The 21,916-nt window shown below is 57.3% G+C and carries 16 protein-coding genes; 4 read left to right on the plus strand and 12 right to left on the minus strand.

Going from position 1 to position 21,916, the window contains the following annotated elements; all coding sequences use genetic code 11:
• Positions 1-256 precede the first annotated feature (256 nt).
• Together DW732_RS04570 and DW732_RS09880 are read left to right on the plus strand one after the other, a co-directional pair.
• Positions 257-910: a transcriptional regulator gene (locus DW732_RS04570; RefSeq protein ID WP_118098928.1), complete on the plus strand. Its 654-nt coding sequence runs from the start codon at positions 257-259 to the stop codon at positions 908-910.
• A 122-nt stretch (positions 911-1,032) separates the two neighbouring features.
• Positions 1,033-2,019 (plus strand): hypothetical protein, encoded by a 987-nt coding sequence (locus DW732_RS09880; protein ID WP_158567351.1) that lies wholly within the window; start codon positions 1,033-1,035, stop codon positions 2,017-2,019.
• 37 nt (positions 2,020-2,056) lie between these two features.
• On the opposite strand, the gene DW732_RS04585 is transcribed toward DW732_RS09880, so the two are convergent.
• The 10 genes from DW732_RS04585 to DW732_RS04635 form a co-directional block, all read right to left on the minus strand.
• Entirely contained in the window at positions 2,057-3,385 is a 1,329-nt protein-coding gene (locus DW732_RS04585; RefSeq protein WP_370214213.1) for an ATP-binding protein, read from the minus strand.
• A 292-nt stretch (positions 3,386-3,677) separates the two neighbouring features.
• Entirely contained in the window at positions 3,678-4,511 is an 834-nt protein-coding gene (locus tag DW732_RS04590) for a nucleotidyl transferase AbiEii/AbiGii toxin family protein (RefSeq protein WP_118098931.1), read from the minus strand.
• Positions 4,508-5,035, minus strand: a complete 528-nt coding sequence (locus DW732_RS04595) for a type IV toxin-antitoxin system AbiEi family antitoxin domain-containing protein (RefSeq protein WP_118098932.1) — start codon at positions 5,033-5,035, stop codon at positions 4,508-4,510. Before DW732_RS04595 ends, DW732_RS04590 begins: the two co-directional genes overlap by 4 nt.
• Positions 5,036-5,569: 534 nt before the next feature.
• Positions 5,570-7,693, minus strand: a complete 2,124-nt coding sequence (locus tag DW732_RS04605; RefSeq protein ID WP_118098934.1) for a DUF262 domain-containing protein — start codon at positions 7,691-7,693, stop codon at positions 5,570-5,572.
• 180 nt (positions 7,694-7,873) lie between these two features.
• Positions 7,874-9,820, minus strand: coding sequence for a DEAD/DEAH box helicase (locus tag DW732_RS04610; RefSeq protein ID WP_118098935.1), 1,947 nt, complete (start codon positions 9,818-9,820; stop codon positions 7,874-7,876).
• A complete protein-coding gene (locus DW732_RS04615; protein WP_118098936.1) occupies positions 9,807-11,018 on the minus strand; it encodes a hypothetical protein in 1,212 nt (403 codons plus the stop codon). The genes DW732_RS04610 and DW732_RS04615 overlap by 14 nt, the downstream gene beginning before the upstream one ends.
• Complete coding sequence (locus DW732_RS04620; protein WP_147356362.1) at positions 11,005-12,318, minus strand: hypothetical protein; 1,314 nt, start codon at positions 12,316-12,318, stop codon at positions 11,005-11,007. The genes DW732_RS04615 and DW732_RS04620 overlap by 14 nt, the downstream gene beginning before the upstream one ends.
• A 4-nt stretch (positions 12,319-12,322) precedes the next feature.
• A complete protein-coding gene (locus DW732_RS04625; RefSeq protein ID WP_118098938.1) occupies positions 12,323-15,706 on the minus strand; it encodes a DEAD/DEAH box helicase in 3,384 nt (1,127 codons plus the stop codon).
• 2 nt (positions 15,707-15,708) lie between these two features.
• Entirely contained in the window at positions 15,709-17,856 is a 2,148-nt protein-coding gene (locus DW732_RS04630; RefSeq protein ID WP_199569747.1) for an Eco57I restriction-modification methylase domain-containing protein, read from the minus strand.
• A 309-nt stretch (positions 17,857-18,165) separates the two neighbouring features.
• Complete coding sequence (locus tag DW732_RS04635) at positions 18,166-18,879, minus strand: CBS domain-containing protein (protein ID WP_158567353.1); 714 nt, start codon at positions 18,877-18,879, stop codon at positions 18,166-18,168.
• A gap of 269 nt (positions 18,880-19,148) precedes the next feature.
• Here DW732_RS04635 and DW732_RS04640 point away from each other — a divergent pair, with 269 nt between their 5' ends.
• A complete protein-coding gene (locus DW732_RS04640; RefSeq protein WP_118098940.1) occupies positions 19,149-20,384 on the plus strand; it encodes a hypothetical protein in 1,236 nt (411 codons plus the stop codon).
• Between the two features lie 42 nt (positions 20,385-20,426).
• Here the strand turns inward: DW732_RS04640 and DW732_RS04645 are convergent, their stop codons facing one another.
• A complete protein-coding gene (locus tag DW732_RS04645) occupies positions 20,427-21,161 on the minus strand; it encodes a 3'-5' exonuclease (RefSeq protein WP_158567354.1) in 735 nt (244 codons plus the stop codon).
• Positions 21,162-21,475: 314 nt separating this feature from the next.
• Entirely contained in the window at positions 21,476-21,625 is a 150-nt protein-coding gene (locus DW732_RS10065) for a hypothetical protein (RefSeq protein WP_233539359.1), read from the minus strand.
• Between DW732_RS10065 and DW732_RS10160 the strand changes: the two genes are divergently transcribed.
• Positions 21,624-21,749, plus strand: a complete 126-nt coding sequence (locus tag DW732_RS10160) for a hypothetical protein (protein WP_255412934.1) — start codon at positions 21,624-21,626, stop codon at positions 21,747-21,749. The genes DW732_RS10065 and DW732_RS10160 overlap by 2 nt on opposite strands.
• Positions 21,750-21,916 lie beyond the last annotated feature (167 nt).

Below are 21,916 nucleotides of genomic sequence, written 5' to 3' on the forward strand. Positions count from 1 at the left end.
TTGGCCTTAAAAGCGCTTATCCCGCACGCCCACGATGCAAAAAGGGGGCACCCCGCCGGTTGGCAAAGTGCCCCCTTTACATGGTTTACCTCAACCCGGCTTTAGGCCTGGAACCAACGGGCGGCGTTGACCTCGCCGTGCTCGCAAGAGGCGCCTGAGATGTCGGCGGTCTTATAACGCAGCGACGCTTTCGTTATTTGCGAACAAGTGTGGTTTATGGCACAGTGAGCCCAAACTAATTTTTAGGAAGGCACCCATGACCCCCGCACAGATTGAGTTCTACAAGCGCCTTGCACACGGTCTGGCGCTCCAATTTGGCCCCAACTGCGAAGTCGTCGTCCACGATCTGGAAACCGAGGACGTGGACCACTCCATCGTAGTGATCGAAAACGGCCACGTCAGCGGGCGCAAACTGGGTGACGGCCCCAGCCATATCGTGTTTGAGTCCATGCACGAGGGCACCACCGACGTGCACGACCGCGGGCCATACCTCACCAAAACCACCGACGGCAAGCTGCTCAAATCGTCGACGATCTTTATCCGCAACGACGAGGGCAAGCCCGTCGGCATTTTGGGCATCAACTTTGACATTACGCTTATGAAGGCTTTTGAGCGTTCGCTCGACGCCTTTACCGGCACCGGCGGCACGGGCTACACCGAGCCCGAGCCCATTACCAAAAACATCGGCAACCTGCTCGAGGACCTGCTGCACGAGTGCGAGCAGTTTGTGGGCAAGCCCGCGGCGCTCATGACCAAAGACGAGCGTATTCGTGCCATTGGCTACCTCGACCGTCGCGGCGCCTTCCTCATTTCAAAGTCGAGCGAGCGCGCCTGCGAGTTCTTTGGCATCTCCAAATACAGCTTCTATAGCTACCTCAACGAGGCCAAGGCGGCGGCCGGCGACAAATAGTCAGCGCGCCTGCACCCCTCCCCTTTTTGGGCGCGAGTTCTGGAAAGCATGAATCCAAGACCGAGCCGCTTGGGAAGTTCCATATAATCGATGTCATTGGTATTTCGAAAGGGTGGAACAGAATGGCGTTGAGCAAGGCATCATGCACCGGTCGCGGATTGATTCCGGCAATTGATGGACATGTGCACCGCATGTTCGATGAGGGTGAAGACAACCTGTTTTCGCTGAGCCTTGACGACGTGATGGATGATCGCCCGTGGACCGCCGACGAACTCATGGGCGGCGGGGCTCGCCCGTCAAGCCCCAATCCCGCACTTGCGCCTAAGCCCGCATCTGCGCCGACTCCTGCGCAGTCGCCTGTTTCGACGCCCGCGCCTACGCCCGCACCCACTTCGGCGCCCACTCCCGATCCCCGCCCCGCAAGCGACCCGACCGAGACGGCGGCATTTCTCGCTGCAGCGACGCAGGGCAAATCGGCCGACAGCACCGTCATGTTCAGCGCCCAGCAGTTGCCTGTTCCTGCGGCACGCAAGCCTCAGGTCACAAGGCTCGATGAGCCCGCTGCCCATCAGGTGGCCTACGATTCCTGGGCTGCAGCCGATCTGGATGAGACCTCTACCGGCATGCTGACGCTCGACGTTCCAGTTAACCCGCTTTTTGCCGCCAACACGAGCGCCGCGGACTATGAGGGCGATGCGGCATATTCCGATTATTCCGATGGCTATGATGGCACCGGTCGCATCGAGACCGAGGATTATGGCACCGCATCGAGCGATTATCTCAACGATTCGTACGCTGCCGCGCCTGTACCGGAATATGACCCGGAGGCCGCGTCCGCACCGGCGTATACCAAAAGCACGGGCGAAGAGCTCTTCGCCGGTTATTACGCCGAGGAAAAGGCACTGCGTTTCTCGGAATTTCCGCAGGCAGTCAAGGTTGCCTTTATCGCCATTATCATTGCCCTGCTCGGCGTCATTGCGTTTGAGGGATTCCAGCTGTTCCGCGGCCCCACCCAAGCGGAGTCGGAGACCCAGCAAAAAGAGGACGATAACGAGTATCTGGACATCAACACCCTCAAGGGCGACCCCAACGACGGAGACGACGAGTAGCGAGGGTTAAGTGAGGGCCGGAAGAGTCGACGGCACGTTACGGCTCCAAAAGCCCTGCCATAAAGATGGGCAGATACAGCACGTCACCATCGCGGTGAAGATTGCATTCCGCAAGTACCAGGGCGCGATCGATTCCGTAGCCCTTCGTTGTCAGTGCGTTACCGAGCGCCGCGTGGCACTTAAAGCTCTTGCCCGATTTGACCTCGATGGCAAACACTTCCCCATCGAGCGTCTCTTCCACAAAATCGAGCTCACCGACCTTTTTGGACGTAAAGTAGCGCAATCTAAACCCATGAGCTTTGAGCTCTTGGGCAACGAAGCCCTCAAACGCCGCCCCCATGTTCATGCCAAAGGCGCCTTCCGCCTCCCCATCAAAAACGCCTTGGGCGACCCTTTTGGAATACGACGACATGAGCATTCCGGTGTCCAGGTAAAACAGCTTGAACAGATTTCGTTGCTCCCCCAATAAAAGGGGTGCAACGGGCGCCGTTACGTTATACACGGGAAGCGCGACACCCGCCTCCGATAACCAGAGAAAATGATCTATCACCTGCGAAAAACGTTTGACACCGTTAATCGATGACAGTTTGAATCGCTTGTTTTTGGAGCCGGCCTCGCTGGGAATCAAATCATAGATATCGCGAATAACCAAGCGTAGCTCGGGCGGAGCGTACTTTGCGATGTCATCGCGATACAGGGCGTGAAGATCGCGGTGGATGTTTCGAACCTCGTCGACATTGCGCGTCGCCAAGAAGGAATTGACCGCGTCGGGCATGCCTCCCACCACCACATACTGATGGAACAGATCGAGCAAGCGGTCATACAGATAGCCGGGGAGCTCCCCTTCATCCTTTAGACAGCCCCTGAGCATGTCAAACACGCTGGCACCAACGCCATTTGCCCAGCAAAACTCCTCAAAGTCGAGCGGGTACATCTGGACCTGCTCGACATACCCCACCGGCAGGGAATCGATGCCCTCGAGCTCAACGCCAAGGAGCGATCCGGTAAGGATGTATCGAAAGTCGCCACGTTGGACCAGGTATTTGATAAACGTCACCACGTTGGGGCATCGCTGTACCTCATCGATAACCACGACGGTCTTGTTCGCAACCATCGGCTGCGTTGCAGCAATAGACATGCGCATAAGCAGGTCGTCCGCACTTTTCGCCGCCAAAAACGAATCGCGCACGGACGCGTCGGCGATAAGGTCGAACGTCACGATATTTTCGAACGATTCGCTTGCAAAGACGTTGACCAAATATGACTTTCCTACCTGTCGGGCGCCCTTGACCAAAAGAGCCTTGTTAGGCGACGAGGCAAGCCAAGATTCAAACTGTGCTTTCACTTTTCTCTGTAGCATAAGCATACCCCTTATTACGTGCTGTTTTGGCACTAGGATACACTTTTCCGTGGTTGTTAGATGCTTATTTCGACACTTTTTCGGGATTTTGAAGTGTGTATTACGACACTTTTCCGTACTTTTACACGTGATATTTCGACACTTTTTCGGATTTAAGCCTAACAGCAGCCGGCGAAATCAAGCGCCGCCCGCGCGTCATTTCGCAGGCGGCGCTTGATTTGGAGCCAGAGGGAGTACGAGCTGCTGAGTGCGGCGCGTGGGGTTGCTATGGCGTAAGCGAGAGATCTCAGCAGTGTCACTAACGAGCAGAATCGATTTTTGCAATCAAGTCGTTCGCCCATGCCACGGCATCATCGACAGTCGGCAAAACGTTAAGTCCTTCCGCCTGGGAGAAATACAGTGAGTCCCAGCCCACTCCCCTCGAGATCATTGGAGGCCACTCCTGCTCCGCACGATACGCAAAGAGTCTGATACAGACCTCTCGAGTTTTTAGGCAATCAATTACTCCGTTGGAAATTGCAATCTGGAGATCTATCAGATCATGGGCGCGCTCGCTGCCGGGGCTGCTCGCAGCATGAAGTTTCTGGGCAATCTGATGCTCTAGCCTCATGCACGGAACCGGCCCCGGTTCAGGAAACCCGAGACCTTTCAATATTGCCGCAGCTTCAGGCGAGGAAACCATATCGGGATCGTCGGCGTCGCCGATTTCGTTATGACCGACCTCAAGCGGCAGCGTCATCCACGATTTACCATTGTAGGCAATCTTGATTTCGAACGGACGCATGACGTAAGCAGTTGGAATTCCCTTCGGAGATGCTGGCTCCCTCGGAACAATGGCGCCCGAGAATCCGTTCCAGCCTATAGTGAGCGAATCTTCAAGCTTCGTCATGTAATCGTTCAGTGAGGATGCCCTGGCGGTATCGAGGTCGCGCGAGAACCGCGTGGCATCCTTCCCAAAGCGAATCTTCAGGGCATTTCCACCCTTTGCGGCTCCATCGGGTAGCATCTGCCCAACAACAACGGCCGCAATGAGCCTTTTAACGCGGCCCGGTTCTTCGCCCAAATCTGTGCAGAGTCGGTCTATCGCTATGTCAAGGTTACGTCTGCTGGTTGGCTTCTTGACTTCCTTCACGACAGCTCCTTCATCAGTCTCTCATGCTCATTGGAGGTAATAAGACCCTCGGCTTGAGCGTGCTCGGTTGCCTCGATGAGGCGTTCGGTCATAACGGATCCTTTACAAGCCTCAATCGCATCGGCAACGCATTGAGAAGGGATTCCTTCATAGAACGTCGTTTTCGCATTCTCTGGAGCGGGCACTGTTTTTACCCAAGCTGGCAGCTTGCGGCGAATACGCTTTGGTGTTGCCACGGTCACGGCACGAGGATCAACAAGTGCAAGTGCGTGCATAGACAGCACTGATTCGCCCCACAGGAAACCCTCGTCACCAACAAGAGCCACTGCCTCCGCAAAGACGTCACGGGGCGTCGGAACCCATTGGGTGAGCTTGTACACCCCATGTCCTCGGCGCATCAATTTCCCAGTGGCACACCATCGGCTCAGTTCTCCGGTGGTTACGCCAATCTCGCGTGCCTGCGCAGCAGTCACGATGCCGTAGCCATCTGCCGCCAGTTCGAATATTTCATCAAAGTGTTTCATGTCAAAAGACTAACACTTTTGTATGTCTTTTGACACAGACATGGTCTTAATCAAGCATTAGAGATCTATTTTAATTCGTATAGCATTGCAATCGCCCTCTCTGAATTCGAAGTCCGCGCCGACAGCATGCGGAAGTAAAAAGTACCGGCAAGAACGATATCGAATGAAATCGCTCCCGCTGGCATATATCTTACCATATAAACGAACACGTGTTCGTTCTCATCAATTATCGATTTATCCCACGCCCGCTTTAGCCGCTGTCCGCGCGAATCGTCTAGCCGATAGCTCTTCGCCGACAGCGCGTGCATCGCAAGCGGCTCGGGCGCCTTTGCACGTGAGTGCTTCTGCGAGGGAGCCGAAGTGTCTCTGGACCTGTGCCGCGACGCCGTGCGCGCGGCCGAGCTGCACCAGTGGAGCCAGAGGGAGTACGAGCTGCAGAGCGCCGCGCGCGGGATTGCGGGGGTGCAGACAGGCGGATGAGCCATCGACGATTTTGAGCTGGCAAGGGCCGAGAATTTGATTCCCGGCCCTTGTCTAGCACTGCTTTATGAGATCGAGCACCGCGGGAATATCGTCAGCGCTACGGAGTGCAACATAGGTCGGCATACCCGGCCCAAATCCGCCCTGCGTGCGTTTGTCCTGGCACATGGCCTCCGGGTCAATCAGCTCGTCCACACTCTTTGCCAGACCGACGGCAATCCAACCACCGTTGCTGGTCCTGCCTTCTAACACGGCATGCAGTTTTCGCTTGCCCGACCTAAAGCCTACATAGTACTTGGCTATATAGGACTCCCACGAAGGGTTACCACTCAGAACAGACTCGCACACCTCATCGAAAAGCTTCTGGTTGAGTCCACCTTCGGCAAAAGTGGGGTGATTCTCCTGCAGGGTCCAAATAGGCGCCTCGTCAGACTCCCCGCGAGAGGGGCGATACTTGTCGACGACATCTGCCGGAAGGTCGGGATATTTCCATATCTCACACGCCTCTTTCGCCAGATCGTCCGCGCGCTGCCTAATCTCCTCCTCGCCCCATTTTTCATGCGAGGCGATCGACTTGTTTAGGTAGAGCGGGCTGCATTTAAGTCCCACGTTCGGAAGATTGAGCTTATCCGAGAACGACCGGTTTGAGTACTCCTGGTTGTAGCCCGTCAGCGTAAGATTTCCCAAGTTGTTGCACAGCCTGTCATGAATGTCTTCCCAGTTCTCGCCAAGCGATTCCTTCCAGCCGTGCTCACCATCGATCGTCTGGGGCATGACGTGCTCGATTTGGTAATTGTCAGCCGAGATGGGCTCCTTCGGGTGGTGCCAGTTCTCCATGCGCTCCAGGTAATAGCGCTTTTTAGAGAAGCGGTTGTAACAGTCACGCGTCTTAAACTCCTCGACAAAATGCTCGTCTGTCGGGAAGTACGCAGTCATACCGCTGCTGTGGATGAGGAGCATCGCCGTAACGTACTCCTCTATATCGTCCTGCTGCTCGAGGTTGCGATACATGCCGGCAAAGAAATTATTTAGGCCCGTGGTAAGCCTGCCGCAAACCGCCCGCCTGAACAGGAACGACTCGATAGTCTCGCAGATACGCAGAAACGCATTGCGGTTTAACATATTTCCCTCGTAAACCGAGTAAAGCAGCATCAAAAGAGGCCTGATCTGCTTCACATCAAGGCTTACGATTCTGCCGAACACTCGGCGCAGTCCGTCGTCCTTCTCCTTACCAAGGAACAGACTAGCGTATCTATGTGCATACCCGCGCAGCTCCTTAAGCAGGCCCTCGGTGTCACCATCGTAGTCGTCGGCGAAATAGCGCTTAAACTCGTAGTAGGCCTCGTTCTCCTTCGGCATCCTATTGGGAACCTTGAGCCACAGCCAGTACCAGATAAATGCATTGAACTCTTCCTCGCCGCCTTTTCCGAACAAGCGCTCGAGCGGATGCCAGTAACCCTCGTAGAGCTTGGTCTGCTCGTCGTTGGGGAGCGACATAAGAACGTAGTTACGAATGAGGTCAATAGGCGTGAGCGGCTTGCCCTTGGAGTTCATGGACTCAAATATGAGCTGGGCATTATCAACGCCAGCGGCAAGCTTAGTGTCGATGACCTGCACGCGGTTTAGCCCCGCCCAAAGCCTTGCAGGGTCGAATGATTTCCCGTGCATCTTTTCACGGAAGAACGCATGGTTCTCGACAATGCGATCCGATTTTTCATCTGGCACGGGAGACCTAGACACGATGGAGAACAGCGTCTCTTTATCGTCCTGCGAAAGCACCAGCTTGTAGCGCGCCAGGCCGTTGTAGTCGTCATCGTTAAAGAGGTAGTTCTTCCGCAACGCTGAAATCTTGAGATCGCCAAGGAAGCCGGCCTTGTCGGGATTACCCTCCAGATAGTCAGCCAAGGCAGCGATCATCAACGAAAACGTCGTCATGCGCTGCTGTCCGTCAATCAGAAGCACGCGCGAAATACTCGTGGCAGAGCTCTCGGACTCGGGGATATAAAGCATTGACCCCACGAAGTGCGATACGTCATCACGGCCCGCTCGCATGACGTCGTCCCAAAGCACTTCGCACTCTTTTACACTCCACGAGTAAACTCGCTGGTACACGGGAATGACGAACTGCATCTTCGCCACGCCCATAAGGTCGAGTAGATTTGCCTCGGTTGCTTTCATTTGCGATTGCTCCCTCTTTTTGTTCTTATGACCTTAAATGAGTCTTCGACGGGCGGCGGACGCTAAAGATGGGCTTGCCGCCCGACTATAAATCAAGGCTCGCCAAAGAAAAAGATTGTCCCAAGGTGTTTCTTGGCACAACGTTGTCGGTGGCAACCTTAGCCTTACGACGCAAGAACGCTACCGATAGTCAAGCCTAGCCGCCTCGTCTCCCAACAACCGCTCAAAAATAATGCGAAGATCATCCTCGTCTAAATAACCGTCCTCAAGGTAGCCACCGTCGATGGCGTCGAGCATTATCTTCTCTTTCTCCTTTAGGCGCTCGTAAATCACCTTATCCAAGGAAAAGGGTATGCCATCGCTTTCAAAGATCGTGCGCATAAAGTAGTAGCGGGTCTTCTGATCATCGGGGAGTCCAAGACGATGAATGCGGTCCTTAGACTGCAAGAGATGTACGAGGTTATAGCTGTACTCAAAGTACACGGCGTCATGGCACACCGAATGCAGGGAGACAGACTCGGCAAGCGTCTGTGGATTGGTCACCAGCACCGTAAAGCGTCCGGCGCGGAAGTCGTCCAATATCGCGCGTCGATCCTCTTGTGGCGTTCCGCCGTAAATCGCCCGAGCGTCGACTCCCTTTTCGGCAAGTCCGCGCCGCAAATTGCTAATGCTGCGCACAAACAGGCACCACACCACAACAGGGCGGCCCTGAGCAACAATACGTTCAATTAGCTGCTCGCACGCCAAGAGCTTTGAAGTCGGCCGAGCTCGATCAATGGACTCGTAAAATGTTTGCGAGAAGTCAACATAGTCGATATCGGAGAACTCCTCCCCAACCTGATCGAGCACATACTCCAAATCTTCTTGATCGATAGCCTGCTCGAGCATGGCAGGGTCGCTCTCAAGCTGCAGCGTACGGATGATACGCGAAAATGGGCTAGAACATGCACTGGACAAGATATGCAGAAGCGAGTTTTCGTCAGCAGTCGCTTCGACTTCCACGATTTCGTCGGGCTCGGGCGCAGGAACACCAAGCTCGTTCTTATTTGTGCGGCAGAAGAAAGGCGCAAGGCTTTTGTTTAGCTGCTCAATCTCATCCGCCCCGGGAGACTTAAGTTCACCCGGCTCATAGCCAAAAAAGGTGTCGTAGTCCTCGGGATAGAGAATGTGCAGCAGGTTGTAAATATCCTGGTAGGTATTAGGTATGAGTGTGCCCGTAAGTGCAATCACGTACTTCGCGCCCTCATTTGCCTCAAGTGCCGAGGTCGCGCGCCTGCCCTTGATCGCCTTGATGCGATGAACCTCATCAAATACAACGAGTGTTTGGTTGGAAACGATGGGGTGCAGCTCCCTCACATAGCCAGCAAGGGCTTCGTAGTTGAACGTAAACAGATTGCACGAACCGCTGTCCAGCGAAAGCGCATTTCTGCGCCGCTCGGTCGACATTGCTGCTATATGCGGGTCTCCCAGCGAAAAACAGCGCAGGGGCAGTTTGTCTCCAAAGGATGCCACCCACTCCTTTTCCCATGCTTCAAAGCCGTTTTTTGGACAGACGACCACGATGCGCTTTGCAAGCCCCAAATGCCTTAAATATGCAAATACGCCGAGCACGGTTGCGGTCTTGCCCGCACCAGGCACCGAGAAATCGGCGGCGCGGCCGACGGCGGCCATAAAGAACGCATCGAGCATCTGCCGGTCGCGCAAGGGACGCACCATCGAGGCGTTCACTATGTCGCGGAACTCCCGGAAACGCGGCCCCAGCTGGGGGTCGTCGGCTATGCCCTGAGCAGTCTGGGCCTTAATGGCAAGACCCACTTCCGAGCGCTCTCGGATGTACGTCTCCGTAGCGCTTGCATACGCCTCGAAGCTCCGATCAACCGCAACCTCAACGCCATGCTCAGTGGCCTCCTGCACCGCCTCGAGCATCTCCTGGCACTCGCGCAAGCCCATGGCGCCATCGAGCAAAATGCAGTCGCCCTCGGTACCCACCACAGCGCTTGCGGGATAGTAAAGCCAGGCGCGCCACACCGTCGAAGCCATGAAATCCGCAACGCTCTGCCCCTCGATACGCAAGAACATGCCTGGACGGGCATCGTCGTAGCCAACGATAATCCTAGGAGCGGTCATCGATTTCACCGATCAGCTCATCGGCCTTATTCCTCACGGCAACAAGGTTAGCGCGCACTTTCGAAAGTTCGGTTGCATTCAGTACGTCGAGCATCTCGGGAAGGATCTTATTAAGATCGGAGAGGCACTCGGCAGACTTCTTAGCCGGAGTATCCATAAGCTTGGAGCGGCGCACGACCTCTCGAGCCCTATCGCCCGCACGCGAGAAGCTATCGACCAGATCTCGGTCCGCGCGAAGCTCACTCACCTTTTCGCGAGTAAGGGGACCGGGCCCCATCTTCTCGAGCAGCTCAGACATCGCCTGCTGCTCGGCGGCCTTAAAATCCGCCTCGGCAGGGGTGCCCGCCACGTTTCCAAAGTCTCTGACATAGCGAGTAATGTCGCCCTCGGGCTGCACGACCATATTCGAGAACATCGCGCGCTTAACAAATTGCTGGTCGCGCTTGTTGCCATACTTCTTCAGGACACGGCCGAATTCGCCCAAGGGGCCGTCGACCTTAAGGGCACGGGCGAGATGGTATTGCTCGGGAGCTTGACAGAACTCGAGAAACTCCTCCATGAACTGGGCGCGGTCGACGAGCTTCTTGACCTCGGCTTCGGTCATGCCCGTCGCGGTTCCGTACTCGGCCGGAGTGATCAGGTGGTTCTTAACCACGTCGCGGTACACGCCGACAAGACGATCGACGGGATCATAGGCGACCTTTTCCTCCTCGCCAATCTGAATGGCGAGCTCCAGCAGCTTGATGCGCTTGGGGTCGCTGCCGGTGGCATCGTCGATGACGGCTGCCTCGAACCAGCCGGCCTCGTTGTTTTGGCGCGCAAGGCGACGAATGCACGTCAGACGGCGGTTGCCGTCAATGACGCGGCCGTCGTTAAGCACGATGCCCGGCCTCAGCTGACCGCGGAGCGCAATGCTCTTCTCGGTCTTCTTAAGCGCCCCGGGGTTGCTCTCGACGATAAAGCCCTCGATGGCCCCGTTATACTCTTCGCGACCAAGCGCAAGCAGATCCGCATCCTGCGCGGCGTTGTACTCACTTACCCACGTTGCGATGCGATCGTTCTGGTCGTTGTAGAACAGCAGGTCGCACTTGATGCGGTAGATGTCGAAGTCGCGCGTCACGTTGTCGATGGAGTGCTTTTCTTTGCGTCCCGTCGGCAGAACGTTGCCGGTTGCGATTCCTTCCTCAAGCAAGCTCATTGCGTGCCTCCCTTTTCCATGCTTCCATGGATGAATAGTATGCGTCTTCAATGTCATCGTAGTAGACATCGGAATTATGAACGGTCGTCGTCAGGAGCGGCGCCGGACAGGCTATGCCAAAGTCGCTCGCAAGCAGACGCGGCAAATCGTCACGTTCGATTCCCTCATGGCGTGCAACAACCCACTCAATAAGATCAGTGGCAGAGAAGCGTCCCTCGCCGCCGACAACAAACACTTTAATGCCGGCAAGCGTGCAGCTCCGAAATAGCCCGGCCACGTCGAGCAGCCCTTCGTAAAAGTCATCGGGCATATCCAACCCGTACAACGGGTGCACAGTCGCGCCACTCGCACGCAAGCTCGCTATTGTGAAGGGCTCTCCCTCGCGCGCATCAATACAAACCGTGGACGCATACGACTCAACGTCGGCCATACGCAGGCCCAACACGTCGTGCAGCCGCGTGAACGAAATGTAGCTGTCGTCTTCGTAGGCAAGCACGCGATGGTCCGAAAGCGCCTGGCGCAGCACGTAACGGAAGGCAGGATGTTGCCACACGGCATTCTCAAACCCGGTTTCGCCTTTCGCAAAGGACGGATGCGCCGCCAATAGCCGCGTGAAGTGGCCGTTCGGGGCGTCCCCTTCTTGGAAGAGCAGGCCGTGGTCCTCGTAGTAGCCCGCGGCATCGATACCGCGATCGAGCGTCTCGGGCTGCTCGCTGGGAAACTCGAAAGCAAAACGTCGGCGAACAAGACCCGCGTCACAAATCTGGTTGGCAAGCTCCCGAGCGAGGAAGCCCTCAAGGGTGAGCGCCTTGCATTCGACGTTGTCCCTCCCAGGCGCCTCCGAGCAAGAGACCGGCACGTCCGTCGGGCGCTCAATAGACTTGACACCAAGCCACTCCGAGACGCTCACGTCCGCAGGCTCGGCGAACAGGTCGAGCCATATCGCGGCGACACCGGCGCTAAAGCCATATTCGCGCTCGTAGGCCTTCGCCAGAACGTTTTTGGGTTCGCCCGCATGACGCTCGGCAAAGGCGCGCACCTGGCGACGGCGATCGACCACGCCGAATCCGACAGAAAGGTGGTCCCCCAGAGTGACGCCTTCGTCGACATTCCAAAAGACTTGCTTCAGCTCGTCATAGAGCACGGCGGGCGTGGTGATCCCCGCGCGCCTTAGCTCATTGCGCGAGACGCGAAAGACCAGGCGGGCGCACAGTTCGGTATCCTCACGCCGCGCCACACTCACTGCCGCTCGCGCAGCCTCCGCACGCCCATCCCGTTGGCTGTCGACTACGTCTGCCACGCGCCTATGCCTCGCCCATCTTAGGCCCAAAGACGCGCTCGACGTAGGCGTCCAGCGTGCCCTCCTTGGCAAGCTGTGCAGAATCCGCGAGCTCGAAGTTCGAGTCGCATCCCTGGCCCACCTCGTCGTGGAAGCCCAGGATGAAGTGAGTGGCGATCTCGTAGATGATCTTGGTGGGCGCGATGCCGAACACCTGGTGCTCCAGGATATGGTCCAAACGCTCGCGGTCATCCGGGAAGGTAGCCTTCATGCCCTCGCTTCGGTACAGGCGCTTGATGATCTCGGTGATGTAGAGGCCCGACTTCATGTACAGGTCGGCGAAGGTGTGGCTCGGGTCGTCGAAGCAGCCCGGGTTCTCCTTCTCGAAGAGGTCCACCATCTGAACCACGACGTTGCGCGGCGTGAAGATCTGGTTGGTCTTCTGGGGCGGCACGTAGTCGAAGATGTCCTCCGTCTGGGACTCGTCGAAGTAGTTGGCCAGGCGCTCGCGCAGCTTGATGAACTCGCTCACGGAGTCGTTGAACACGACCTCGTCGAAAAGGTGCCCGACGAAGCGCTTTACCTCGCCGGTCTCGCCATCGGTGTAGTCGCCGCCGTCGCGCAAAAAGCGGAACTCATCAACGGTGATGCTCGTGACGTCCTGGAAGACGTCGGCGGGGATCACCGTGTCGAAGTTCGCGAGCGTCGTGCCCTCCTCACCGTATGCCATGAGGAACGACGGGATGGTACGTGAGAAGCCGCGCAAGTGGGCACGCACCTTGTCCTCGATGCCCTGCTTCTCTTCCTCCTTCTTCGTTGTCTCCACCTCGCGCACCACGGTCTCACCGGCGCTCTGCACGAGCTCCTCGCGGGAGTCCTCGAGCTTCTGGGTGAGCGCCTGGAACGCCTCGGCCTTCTGCTCGTCATGCCGTTGGTTCACCTCGGCGCGCTCGGTCTCGCTTGTCGCCGCCTTGAGCTCGTCCTTGCGCGACTGCTCGATGCGGCGCGCCTGAATCTGGTAGTCGCCGACCTGACGGTTGAGCTGGATGTCGGCGTCTGCCTGGACCTTGCGCTCGATCTGCTGTTGCTGGCGCGGTTTAAGCTCGCTGCCATAGCTCTCCTTGGCGGCCTGAACCAGCGGCGCGGTCACGCTCTGTTTGAAGGCCTCCTTGAGGTTCTCGAGCATCGCCCTGTCGTCGTCATCGGCTGCGTGCGCCTTCGCGATATCTTCGACCTGGCCCGAGAACTCAACGACGACATCGCCGTAGACCTTCGGCCCAAAGATGTCCGCTGCCTTGCCTACGACCTGCTCGTCGGGAATCTCCACATCGCCCTCGTCGTTGATGGAGAGCTCGTCGGCCGTGCCCTCGTCGATCTCGACCTTGTTCTTCTCGGCATTCTGCGCCTTGCCCTGCTCGTAGAGATCGAAGCGCTGGATGATCTCCACGACCTCAGCTGGCGCGCGGAAGACGCTCGCGATGTTCTGGAACAGGAAGTTGCTCATGAAGCCGTGCTTGACCACCTCGCGGGCATGGATGCGTCTCGGCACGCTGAGCACCTGTTCGGCGTCGAGCTCGACCATCTGCCCCTCATCGTCCTCGCCATAGACGGGGAAGAAGTTCAGCAGCTGGCGGATATGGCGCTCGCGCGTCTCCACGTCGCCGCCGCCGCGCGCGGTCTCGCCGTACAGGTCGTTGGCGAACTGCTCGAAGATGGTGAGTGTGCGCGCCGGGTCGAAGTCGAAGACGTAGGCGTTCTCCTTGCGCGCGTAGTTGCCGCCGCCCAGGTCGAACAGGCACGGGTTCTGGCTGCGGAAGGCCGCCTGCATGTACAGTGCGGGGCTCGCCATGTTCGAGAGCATGAGCACGGCAGTCCACTCCGGCACGGTCACGCCCGTGGTGAGCTGGCCGACCGAAAGGGTGATGGTCCTGTCGTGGTCCTTGATCGCGCGGCGCACCTTGTCGAGCGACTTCTCGTTCTCGTCGTCGGCGTCGATCTTGCCGTCGCCAGCAGCGAGTACCACCTCGTAATCCTTGAAGACGGGGTGCGCCTGCAGTTTCTTGGCGAGGGCGCGGGCGGAGTCGACGCGGCTGAGCATCCAGAACGTATGGCGCAGCTCGTCGCGCAGCCCGGGTGTCGAGAACGGGAACTTCTCCTGCGTGGTGAGCGCGTCGAGGAACTTGTCCACGTCGGCGTCATGCACGAAGCCGCCGTTCTGCTTGGTCGAGAAGAACTCGTTGAGGTCGAAGGCGAACTCGGTCTGCTCGCCGTCGATCTCCATGCCGCCGCGGGCCTCCCGCTCGACGATGTCGCTCATCTGGTAAGTGAGCAGGTTGAGCTTGGGGAGGTTGGCATAGGGGTTCGGCTGCTCGGAATCGGCGGGCCAGTCGCGCTTGGCCTGCTGCTCGTCGGCATAGGTCCAGTTGTAGATGGCGTCGTCGGCGAACTTCTCGTTTGCGATGGCCTTGAAGGGCGTGCCAGAAAGGTGCAGCGTGAAGCGGCGCTTGATGTGGTCGAATGCCACGTCGGTCTTGAAGGTGTCCACGCCCTCGTGTGCCTCGTCGATGATGAGCACGTCCCAGGTGAGGTCGGCCACCTCGTCGAGCTTCTGGTATACGCCGCCGAAGCGGATGGAGCCCTTGAGGTCCTGAAGGCTCACGAACTCGATGAACCCCTTGGGGCCTTCCGGGTCGTTGCGGATGGCGCGCAGGTACTCCTCGCGGCTGAGGCAGTAGGGCTTGCCAGCCAGGGCGTCCACGCCGCTGATGAAGCGGTAACCGCCCTCCAAGCCCACGAACTTCACGTAGTCGTCGTACCAGGAGTTGGCGATGGCGGGGCGGTTGGTGACGATGAGCACCTTCTGCGCGCCGATGCTGCGGCAGAGATCGTACGCGGTGAGTGTCTTGCCGAAGCGCGGCTTGGCGTTCCACAGGAACTCGCCACCGCGCGCACCATCCTCGCCCCAATGGGCACGAGCATAGGCGCCCGTTTGTTCAACAGCACGCTCTTGCTCGGCGCGCAGGGTATAGGATGCCGCCCCAGGTGTGTCCAGCACGCCATCGGTATCGCGGAAACGGTAGAACTGCTGGTGTGACTCATCGCCACTAATCTTGAACCATTCCTTTTTGGGCTCGCGCTCGATGCCCTGCTTTTCCAAATAGGCATGGAAGTCGGTGTCGCGGAAGGTGCCCGCGCGGTGCTCCCACGTGGCGTTACCGCTCCACTCCAGATGCCACTGAACATCGGCAGTGTGCGTCTGCTGCTTGATGCGCTCGCGCACGTCCTGCTCGGTGTAGCCGATTTTGGTCCAACCGTTATGGCGGGCGATCTCGGGCGTAGTGTAGGCGTAGATCCGCGGCACCGCGGGAGCGGTGGTCTCGATGATCTGGGAGATGTCGATGCTCGCCATGGCTAGTCCATCTCCTTCACATGGGATTCGATGAACTGAATCTCCTCGTCGTCGAGGCCGTACTTTGCGTAGAGCTGGCGATCGATGTCGGCCACGGACTGCGTCCAGTCGATGTCGGAGTTAGAGGTGAAGTCCTGGAGGGGGACATAGGCCCATTTCTCAGGTGGATTATGCTGAGTGATCTTAAGAACGCCTAGCAGTGTCCTTAAGAATTTTGATTTAACGTACTTAAGGCAGTTTTCCGCTTCCAGGCCATCTTTAAATCGTCCAATAGAAATAAATGTTTGAGTATGTCCGACTAATGGTTTTCCAACCAGCGGCGTAGAAAGAGCTTCGCCAAGAACTCCAGAACCATTTGACGCCGGAAGTATAACCTTATAGAAATTCAAATTATCAGGCGCATCAACGTACTGCGAGTTTATCCATCGGTACACCCTTTTACCAGCAACTAAGCCAAGCAGTTCAATGTAAGAACAGCCGTCAACGGGATTTTGCTCAAAGAAAAGCTCATGCAGATTCTCGAATGCATTCGTGCGTAAACGCAGGCTCTGAGGATCTGGATCTGCTTTGGACTTCATTCTCGGAAGCAGCTCACGATGCTCCTCGGTCATTGCGGCCGTAGCCTTGTAGCTCAACGCGGGGTAGACGATGTCATTGAGAAACGAGGCGCTGTTCGCAAGTGTTTTCTTCACTATGCTGTTTAGCTCGTTATAGGCAGTAAAAATGGAGATAGCGCCAAAATCAGCATCGGCATCGCGTAGCGTAACGGCAACGCCGCCTTTGATATCGGTGTTGGGGAAAACCTCGTCGCTCTTTTGCTTGTAATCCAGCACTTTCAAGTGCGGATCGTCCAGCATTTTTCTATTCCAAGCTTTCGGGGTGTAGCCTGCATTAAACAGAAATCTCGCAGGTGTAATTAGCTCGACCTTATCGGAAACCCGATAACTCTGCTCCATGAATTCATGGTAAATCGGCGGCATTCTTGTGCTCTCGCTGTCGGTTTGCTCCTGATAAGGCGGGTTCCCAATCACCGCATAGAACTTCTTTCCCATAGCTGCTGCCTTGCCTTTCAATGTGGCGAACTCGAAGGGCTCGCCGTTTTGCCAGTCGTATATCACGCAGAGAGGAACCGTTTCCTTCGGCTCCTTTTCCTTGGTCTCTTCGGTTGTCTCGTCGGGGAATACATCATCGAACAGGTCGAAAAGCGACGGTTGGATCGGCTCCGGCTCGGGCTCCTCGAAAGTCCCCAGGGTTGACTCCACCTTGGCGCCCATCTTGTTGGTGGGCACGGCGCCGGTGAAGCCGTTCATCTGCCAGAAGTTCCAGGAAACGATCCACGCCGCCCGCTCGAGCTCGTCCTGTTGGGGGTCTGAACCCCAGCGGTTGCGGAGATGCTCGGCGAACGTCTCGAGCACGTTGATGCGAGCAATGAGCAAGTTGTCACCCTGATACTCAAAGCCATATGTCGCACGCAGCGCATCGAGGGCTCGACGTACCCACTCCTTGCGAGTTTTGGTCTTCTCGGTCACCACGCGCAGTTTGCGATCGAGGAAACCCACGCGCTCGGAAACGGGCAGCTCGTCTCCTGTAACAGCATCGTAGCGAGAGCACACGAAAGGCGCCTCGCCGCACGTGATTTCGAGCCGCAGCGCCTCAACATAGGCATGCCAACCGTGCCCCTTCGACTTAGGAAACGCAATCGGCTCGTTAGTGGATACCCACGTCTTGGCGTCATCATCCGCAACGGCCTCGGTGTTGAAGACGTCGCGTCGGCCGAACCAAACCTCGTCCAGGTCATTGTTCATCTGATTGCACAGCCATGCCGGCGAGAAAACCTCGGCACGGCTCTTGGTGCGCAGCGACTGCTGCTCAACGGCCTTCGCAATACGCGGCCTGATGACATTAACGTTTGGGCCCGTGATTTTCTCGGCGGTTATCTCGTCGTCGCCCATGTAGCCGTCACCCAGAGCTTCGTACTCGTTGTCGGCCCAGATGATATTACGCCCTGTCGTGCGGTCGCATAGCAATGTCTCAAGGATAGATAGCGAGTAACGATGGGCGAAAGCTTCCATGAAACCCGAGCCCGGGAAACTGACCGCAGCGCATGTGGACCCCTCAGCGGTTACGGTTTCCGAATCGGCTTCCGTCATGTCGTGACACGTCCTTTTCTGGGCAGGCCCTTCACCGGCATACCCCTCATTAAAAAGAGGATTAACATCTAGATTGCATGCATTTTATCAAAGATGTCATTTTGAGCGTAGCTGGGTGGAGGCTAACCCTGATAGGTTTCCCTATGCCATGCGCCACGCAGTTGGAGCCTGCGCGCAACGTCGAATGTACGCTGCCGCCGCAACTGTCGACGCGATTTCATCGTCCGCCAACGCTGTCAAGACGACAATTGAATTGCCAGCCAACGAGCTCATCAACGACAGTAAGAACTTCCAGGCTTGCTGCAACCGCTACAGATAGGCCGCAACATCCCAAGCAGTGATAATCCCGAGAACCTTCTCGCTGGGCTTACCGCTATGCGTGATAAACACCATGCCAATGCGGTCAGCACGGCGCATCGCCACCGTGAACATCTCCGCAACCTCTGCGAGCGTTATCGTACGTGGCACGAACCTAAACGATTCAGAGGCATGAGCGTCCACTGGGAGCAGCTCGGCAAGCGAAGAGAATGTCGTCTCGTCATCAATGCAGACAACCTCTTCACCGTATAGGTAGGAGAGCAGCGTGTTCTCGCTAAACACACCGCGAACGATGCCATCCTCCAGGATAGGTACGTGGGTGTAGCATTTTTCCGCCATCTCGCGCAGGACGGGTCTCACGCAGTCCTCCGCAGTTGCCGAAAACACATTCTGCATGGACACGGCGTGGTCGATTGCCTTGGGAGGATTCTCGACTGCAGCAAGCGTATTGCGCAGGAGTGTCAGCATCGAGTCGCTCGGCTCGACGGCGTAATCGCCATCGACGCTCTCCTGGTGCGAGAGCAGGTTGCGAACTTCCGCGCAATATTTGAGAGCCCCGGCAACACTCTTGAATGCCCTGCCGGGGTTTCTGCCAAGCCAAGCTACAGGACCGTGTTTTTCCGGCACGTCATAATGCTCACGGATACACCCCTCGAGCTTTCTATAGAGATCAAGGAACTCGCTCGCATTGTCACTTTTGCCCATACCGAAACCTCCTGCAAAAATAGCTTCGGGACGCATTTGCACAGCTAAACAAGCGCAATTATACGTGTGATATCAAGCGCCTTGCATTCAGTCTCGACAAGCGGCATCGAACGCAAGCCTACCGGCATGGGCGCCCGTAGGAAAGCTCATACGGCTAACGCACCTCGACCGTCAATCGGCCTCGTACTACCGCTAATCCGTTCCGTCCCAGCAGGTCACACAACGGTGAGATAATGCCCGCGACTATTAATGTAAGCAAGGAGCACGCTATGGCAGACAACGAGATCAAACCCTCGACGGACGGCAGCCGAGAGGAACTCGTGGCAAAACAGCTCGCATCCACCAAAATCCACCTCGCGCTCACCCAGGAGCGGGTGGACGTCTCCGGCGCCATCAAGCTACCGCTCGAGCGAATTCCCCAACTCGGCGTGGCGTTCGCCTCGCTCCCCTCGATGTTTCGCACCGTCACCAACACGGTGAGCGTGCCCACGCTGCTCCAGGCGACTGACAAATATGGCAACCCGCTCGATCCGACGAAACTCAACTCGTTCAAGGACGGCAGCGGTCTCACAGGGGGCTACCGCGACGCCGCCAAGGGCTTCGGGCAGGCGCGCTTCCACGTCGTCGAGGGCGACATCGCCACAAGCGTCACGCAGGTGCCTTACGATCCAACGTCGCTATTCATGGCAGCCGCAATCGCGCAGATAAACCAAAAGCTCGACTCCATCCAGGAGTCCGTCGACGAAATGTTCGACTATATGCGCCAGCGCGACAAGGCCAACATGCGCGGCAACCTCAAGACACTTGCAGACATCCTCAACAGCTACGGTCTCTACTACAACAACGCTATCGAAATGACCAGCGCCCATATGAAGGTAATCGACATCATGCATGCCTCCGCGCAGGACATGGAACTCTTCCGCTCGCAGGCGCAGGCGGATCTGAAAAAGAAAGGGTTCATCGAGGTGCGAGACGGCTTGGGCAGACGCCTCGACAAGGTGCTCGACTACCTCAAAGACTGCCAGCTCGCCACCTACATCCACGCGTTCTCGCTGTTCCTCGAACCCATGCTCGCCCAGAACTTCGAGCCCGCAAAGCTCGCAGACGCCACCGCGAAGATCGAGGCCGATTCGATTGCGTATCGCGAGCTCTACACCGAGTGTTACGACGCCCTCGAGGCGGGAACTGCCGACACCGTCGATGCGGCACTGCTGGGCGGCATCGCGTCCGCGGGTAAATTGCTCGGTCACGCCATCGCAAAGACCCCCGTGGGCGACCACACGCTCATCGATGAAGCACTCGAGGGTGCAGGAGAGGACATCGGCAGGTTCAACGACAGGCAATCCGAAAAACTCCTCGAGAAGCTCCATCAGGCAAAGACGCCCGACGTCGCGCCGTTCAAGCAGAGCGTAAAGGAGATCGACACCCTCTATAACCGCCCCACGCAGATCGCCGTGGACGCCGAAAACGTCTACATCTTGCCTGCCAAGCAGCAGGAAGAGTAGCGATACGCGACAGGCACGCGCCACGCAGACAGCTAACGCCTCCTACCTTCCCTCTGCCTTCAGCCTCAGCAGCAGATCGCCCAGCTCGGGGCACTTGTTGGAAAGGCGCGTCTGGGGTCGCTCGCCCATCCCCCACCGTTGGCGGACTTCCCGGGCGCGCGGACTCACGTGATAGTCCCCCTCCATCATCTGCTTGAGCAGTTTAGCGGTCACGCGTGCATCGGCCAGGGCGCTGTGGGCGTGGCCCGTCGACTCGTCGAACTCGATGCCGAACCACGTTGCCGCGTCACTCAAAGAGACGCAACCGTGGCTGCCCACGTCCATAATCGAGGTGTAAAACGCCTGCAGGTCGGCCCAGTCCGTAGGAAATGCGGGAAGGTCGATGCGCTTTGCCTGGCACTCGGTCAAAAGCTGTCGACGATCCGTCCCGCTCCAGCAAACTATCTGGGCAGAGTAGCGACCAATCCAATCGCTGAGCCTTTTGATCACCACATAGAGCGGATCGGCCATCGCGGTATCCACGGCCGATATCCCTGTGAGCTCTCGGACGGGAAACGCAACGCCTTCGGTAAATTCCGTCTGCACAAACTGCGAGAACTCGCCCATAACGTTGCCGTGGTAATCGAGCTTGACGGCGCCGACCTCGATAATCTCGTTGCGCAGTCCACGGCGCTGGCGCTGCTTTGGCACCGGCGCAAACTCAAAGTCCAGCACGATCTGGCGCGCAAAGTTCGTCGTATCGATAGCCGAGATACCCGGCGTCTTTTCAGCTGACACGGTTAGGGCCTTTCTCCGTTGCCTGCCGCTTGCTACATAGGCGGCTACATTGCCGTAAGGATAGGCGCCTGTGCGGACATGAAAGCGGGGCGCAATACCATGCGCCGGGCGCACGCCATGCAGACGGCCCCAAGAGAGTCGCCCGCTCTATTCAAATGCATGAAAAAGATTTAGGCCCGGTGACTTGAATCAGCGGTCATCCCGGGCCCATCAATATGCAGTGTACCTACAGAGGGCTGGTTAATCAAACGGGCTTTCGGTGACGAAGACCTGCGCGTCTATCCCCAATCGCCCAGCGTCGTCTTCTGCCGCCCTTACGAAAGGCTGCTATTCGAGGGAATCACGTTGCTGTTATTATCGAACATATATTCGTATTTATGACCGCGCTTTGATAGAATGGCAGTTGTTGACGGCAGTTCCATGTGCCGGGCAGCGCCCTCCATGCGACGGGAGGTGATGCCCATGACCGATCTGATTGATTTCGTGAAGCTCCTGACCGCTTTGGTCTCGCTCCTCACGGCGCTTATCGGACTTTCCGAGGCACTTAAGCAGCGTACGAAGCAAAAGAAGAGGGGTCGACGCCGTTAAGGCATTGACCCCTTGAACTAAGTAACGGCGCTGCCCAGCTATCACCCTTGGGCTGCCGTCGACTTTATTCTACCCACGGTTGCCAGGTTTAACAAATGAATTTTCAGTAATGGAGCCTCGGAGCCCGCTCGCTCAACCACCTGGCCATCGGATTAGCCGGATTCTGG

The sequence above is a fragment of the Collinsella sp. AM28-11LB genome (assembly GCF_003469895.1).
Taxonomy (GTDB): domain Bacteria; phylum Actinomycetota; class Coriobacteriia; order Coriobacteriales; family Coriobacteriaceae; genus Collinsella.

Excerpts from the sequence above, each read along its gene's own strand:
- DW732_RS04570 (WP_118098928.1), top strand. The coding sequence starts at position 257 with ATGACCCCCGCACAGATTGAGTTCTACAAGCGCCTTGCACACGGTCTG.
- DW732_RS09880 (WP_158567351.1), top strand. The coding sequence starts at position 1,033 with ATGGCGTTGAGCAAGGCATCATGCACCGGTCGCGGATTGATTCCGGCA.
- DW732_RS04585 (WP_370214213.1), bottom strand. The coding sequence starts at position 3,385 with ATGCTTATGCTACAGAGAAAAGTGAAAGCACAGTTTGAATCTTGGCTT.
- DW732_RS04595 (WP_118098932.1), bottom strand. The coding sequence starts at position 5,035 with ATGAAACACTTTGATGAAATATTCGAACTGGCGGCAGATGGCTACGGC.
- DW732_RS04605 (WP_118098934.1), bottom strand. The coding sequence starts at position 7,693 with ATGAAAGCAACCGAGGCAAATCTACTCGACCTTATGGGCGTGGCGAAG.
- DW732_RS04610 (WP_118098935.1), bottom strand. The coding sequence starts at position 9,820 with ATGACCGCTCCTAGGATTATCGTTGGCTACGACGATGCCCGTCCAGGC.
- DW732_RS04615 (WP_118098936.1), bottom strand. The coding sequence starts at position 11,018 with ATGAGCTTGCTTGAGGAAGGAATCGCAACCGGCAACGTTCTGCCGACG.
- DW732_RS04625 (WP_118098938.1), bottom strand. The coding sequence starts at position 15,706 with ATGGCGAGCATCGACATCTCCCAGATCATCGAGACCACCGCTCCCGCG.
- DW732_RS04630 (WP_199569747.1), bottom strand. The coding sequence starts at position 17,856 with ATGACGGAAGCCGATTCGGAAACCGTAACCGCTGAGGGGTCCACATGC.
- DW732_RS04635 (WP_158567353.1), bottom strand. The coding sequence starts at position 18,879 with ATGGGCAAAAGTGACAATGCGAGCGAGTTCCTTGATCTCTATAGAAAG.
- DW732_RS04640 (WP_118098940.1), top strand. The coding sequence starts at position 19,149 with ATGGCAGACAACGAGATCAAACCCTCGACGGACGGCAGCCGAGAGGAA.
- DW732_RS10160 (WP_255412934.1), top strand. The coding sequence starts at position 21,624 with ATGACCGATCTGATTGATTTCGTGAAGCTCCTGACCGCTTTGGTCTCG.
- DW732_RS10065 (WP_233539359.1), bottom strand. The coding sequence starts at position 21,625 with ATGGGCATCACCTCCCGTCGCATGGAGGGCGCTGCCCGGCACATGGAA.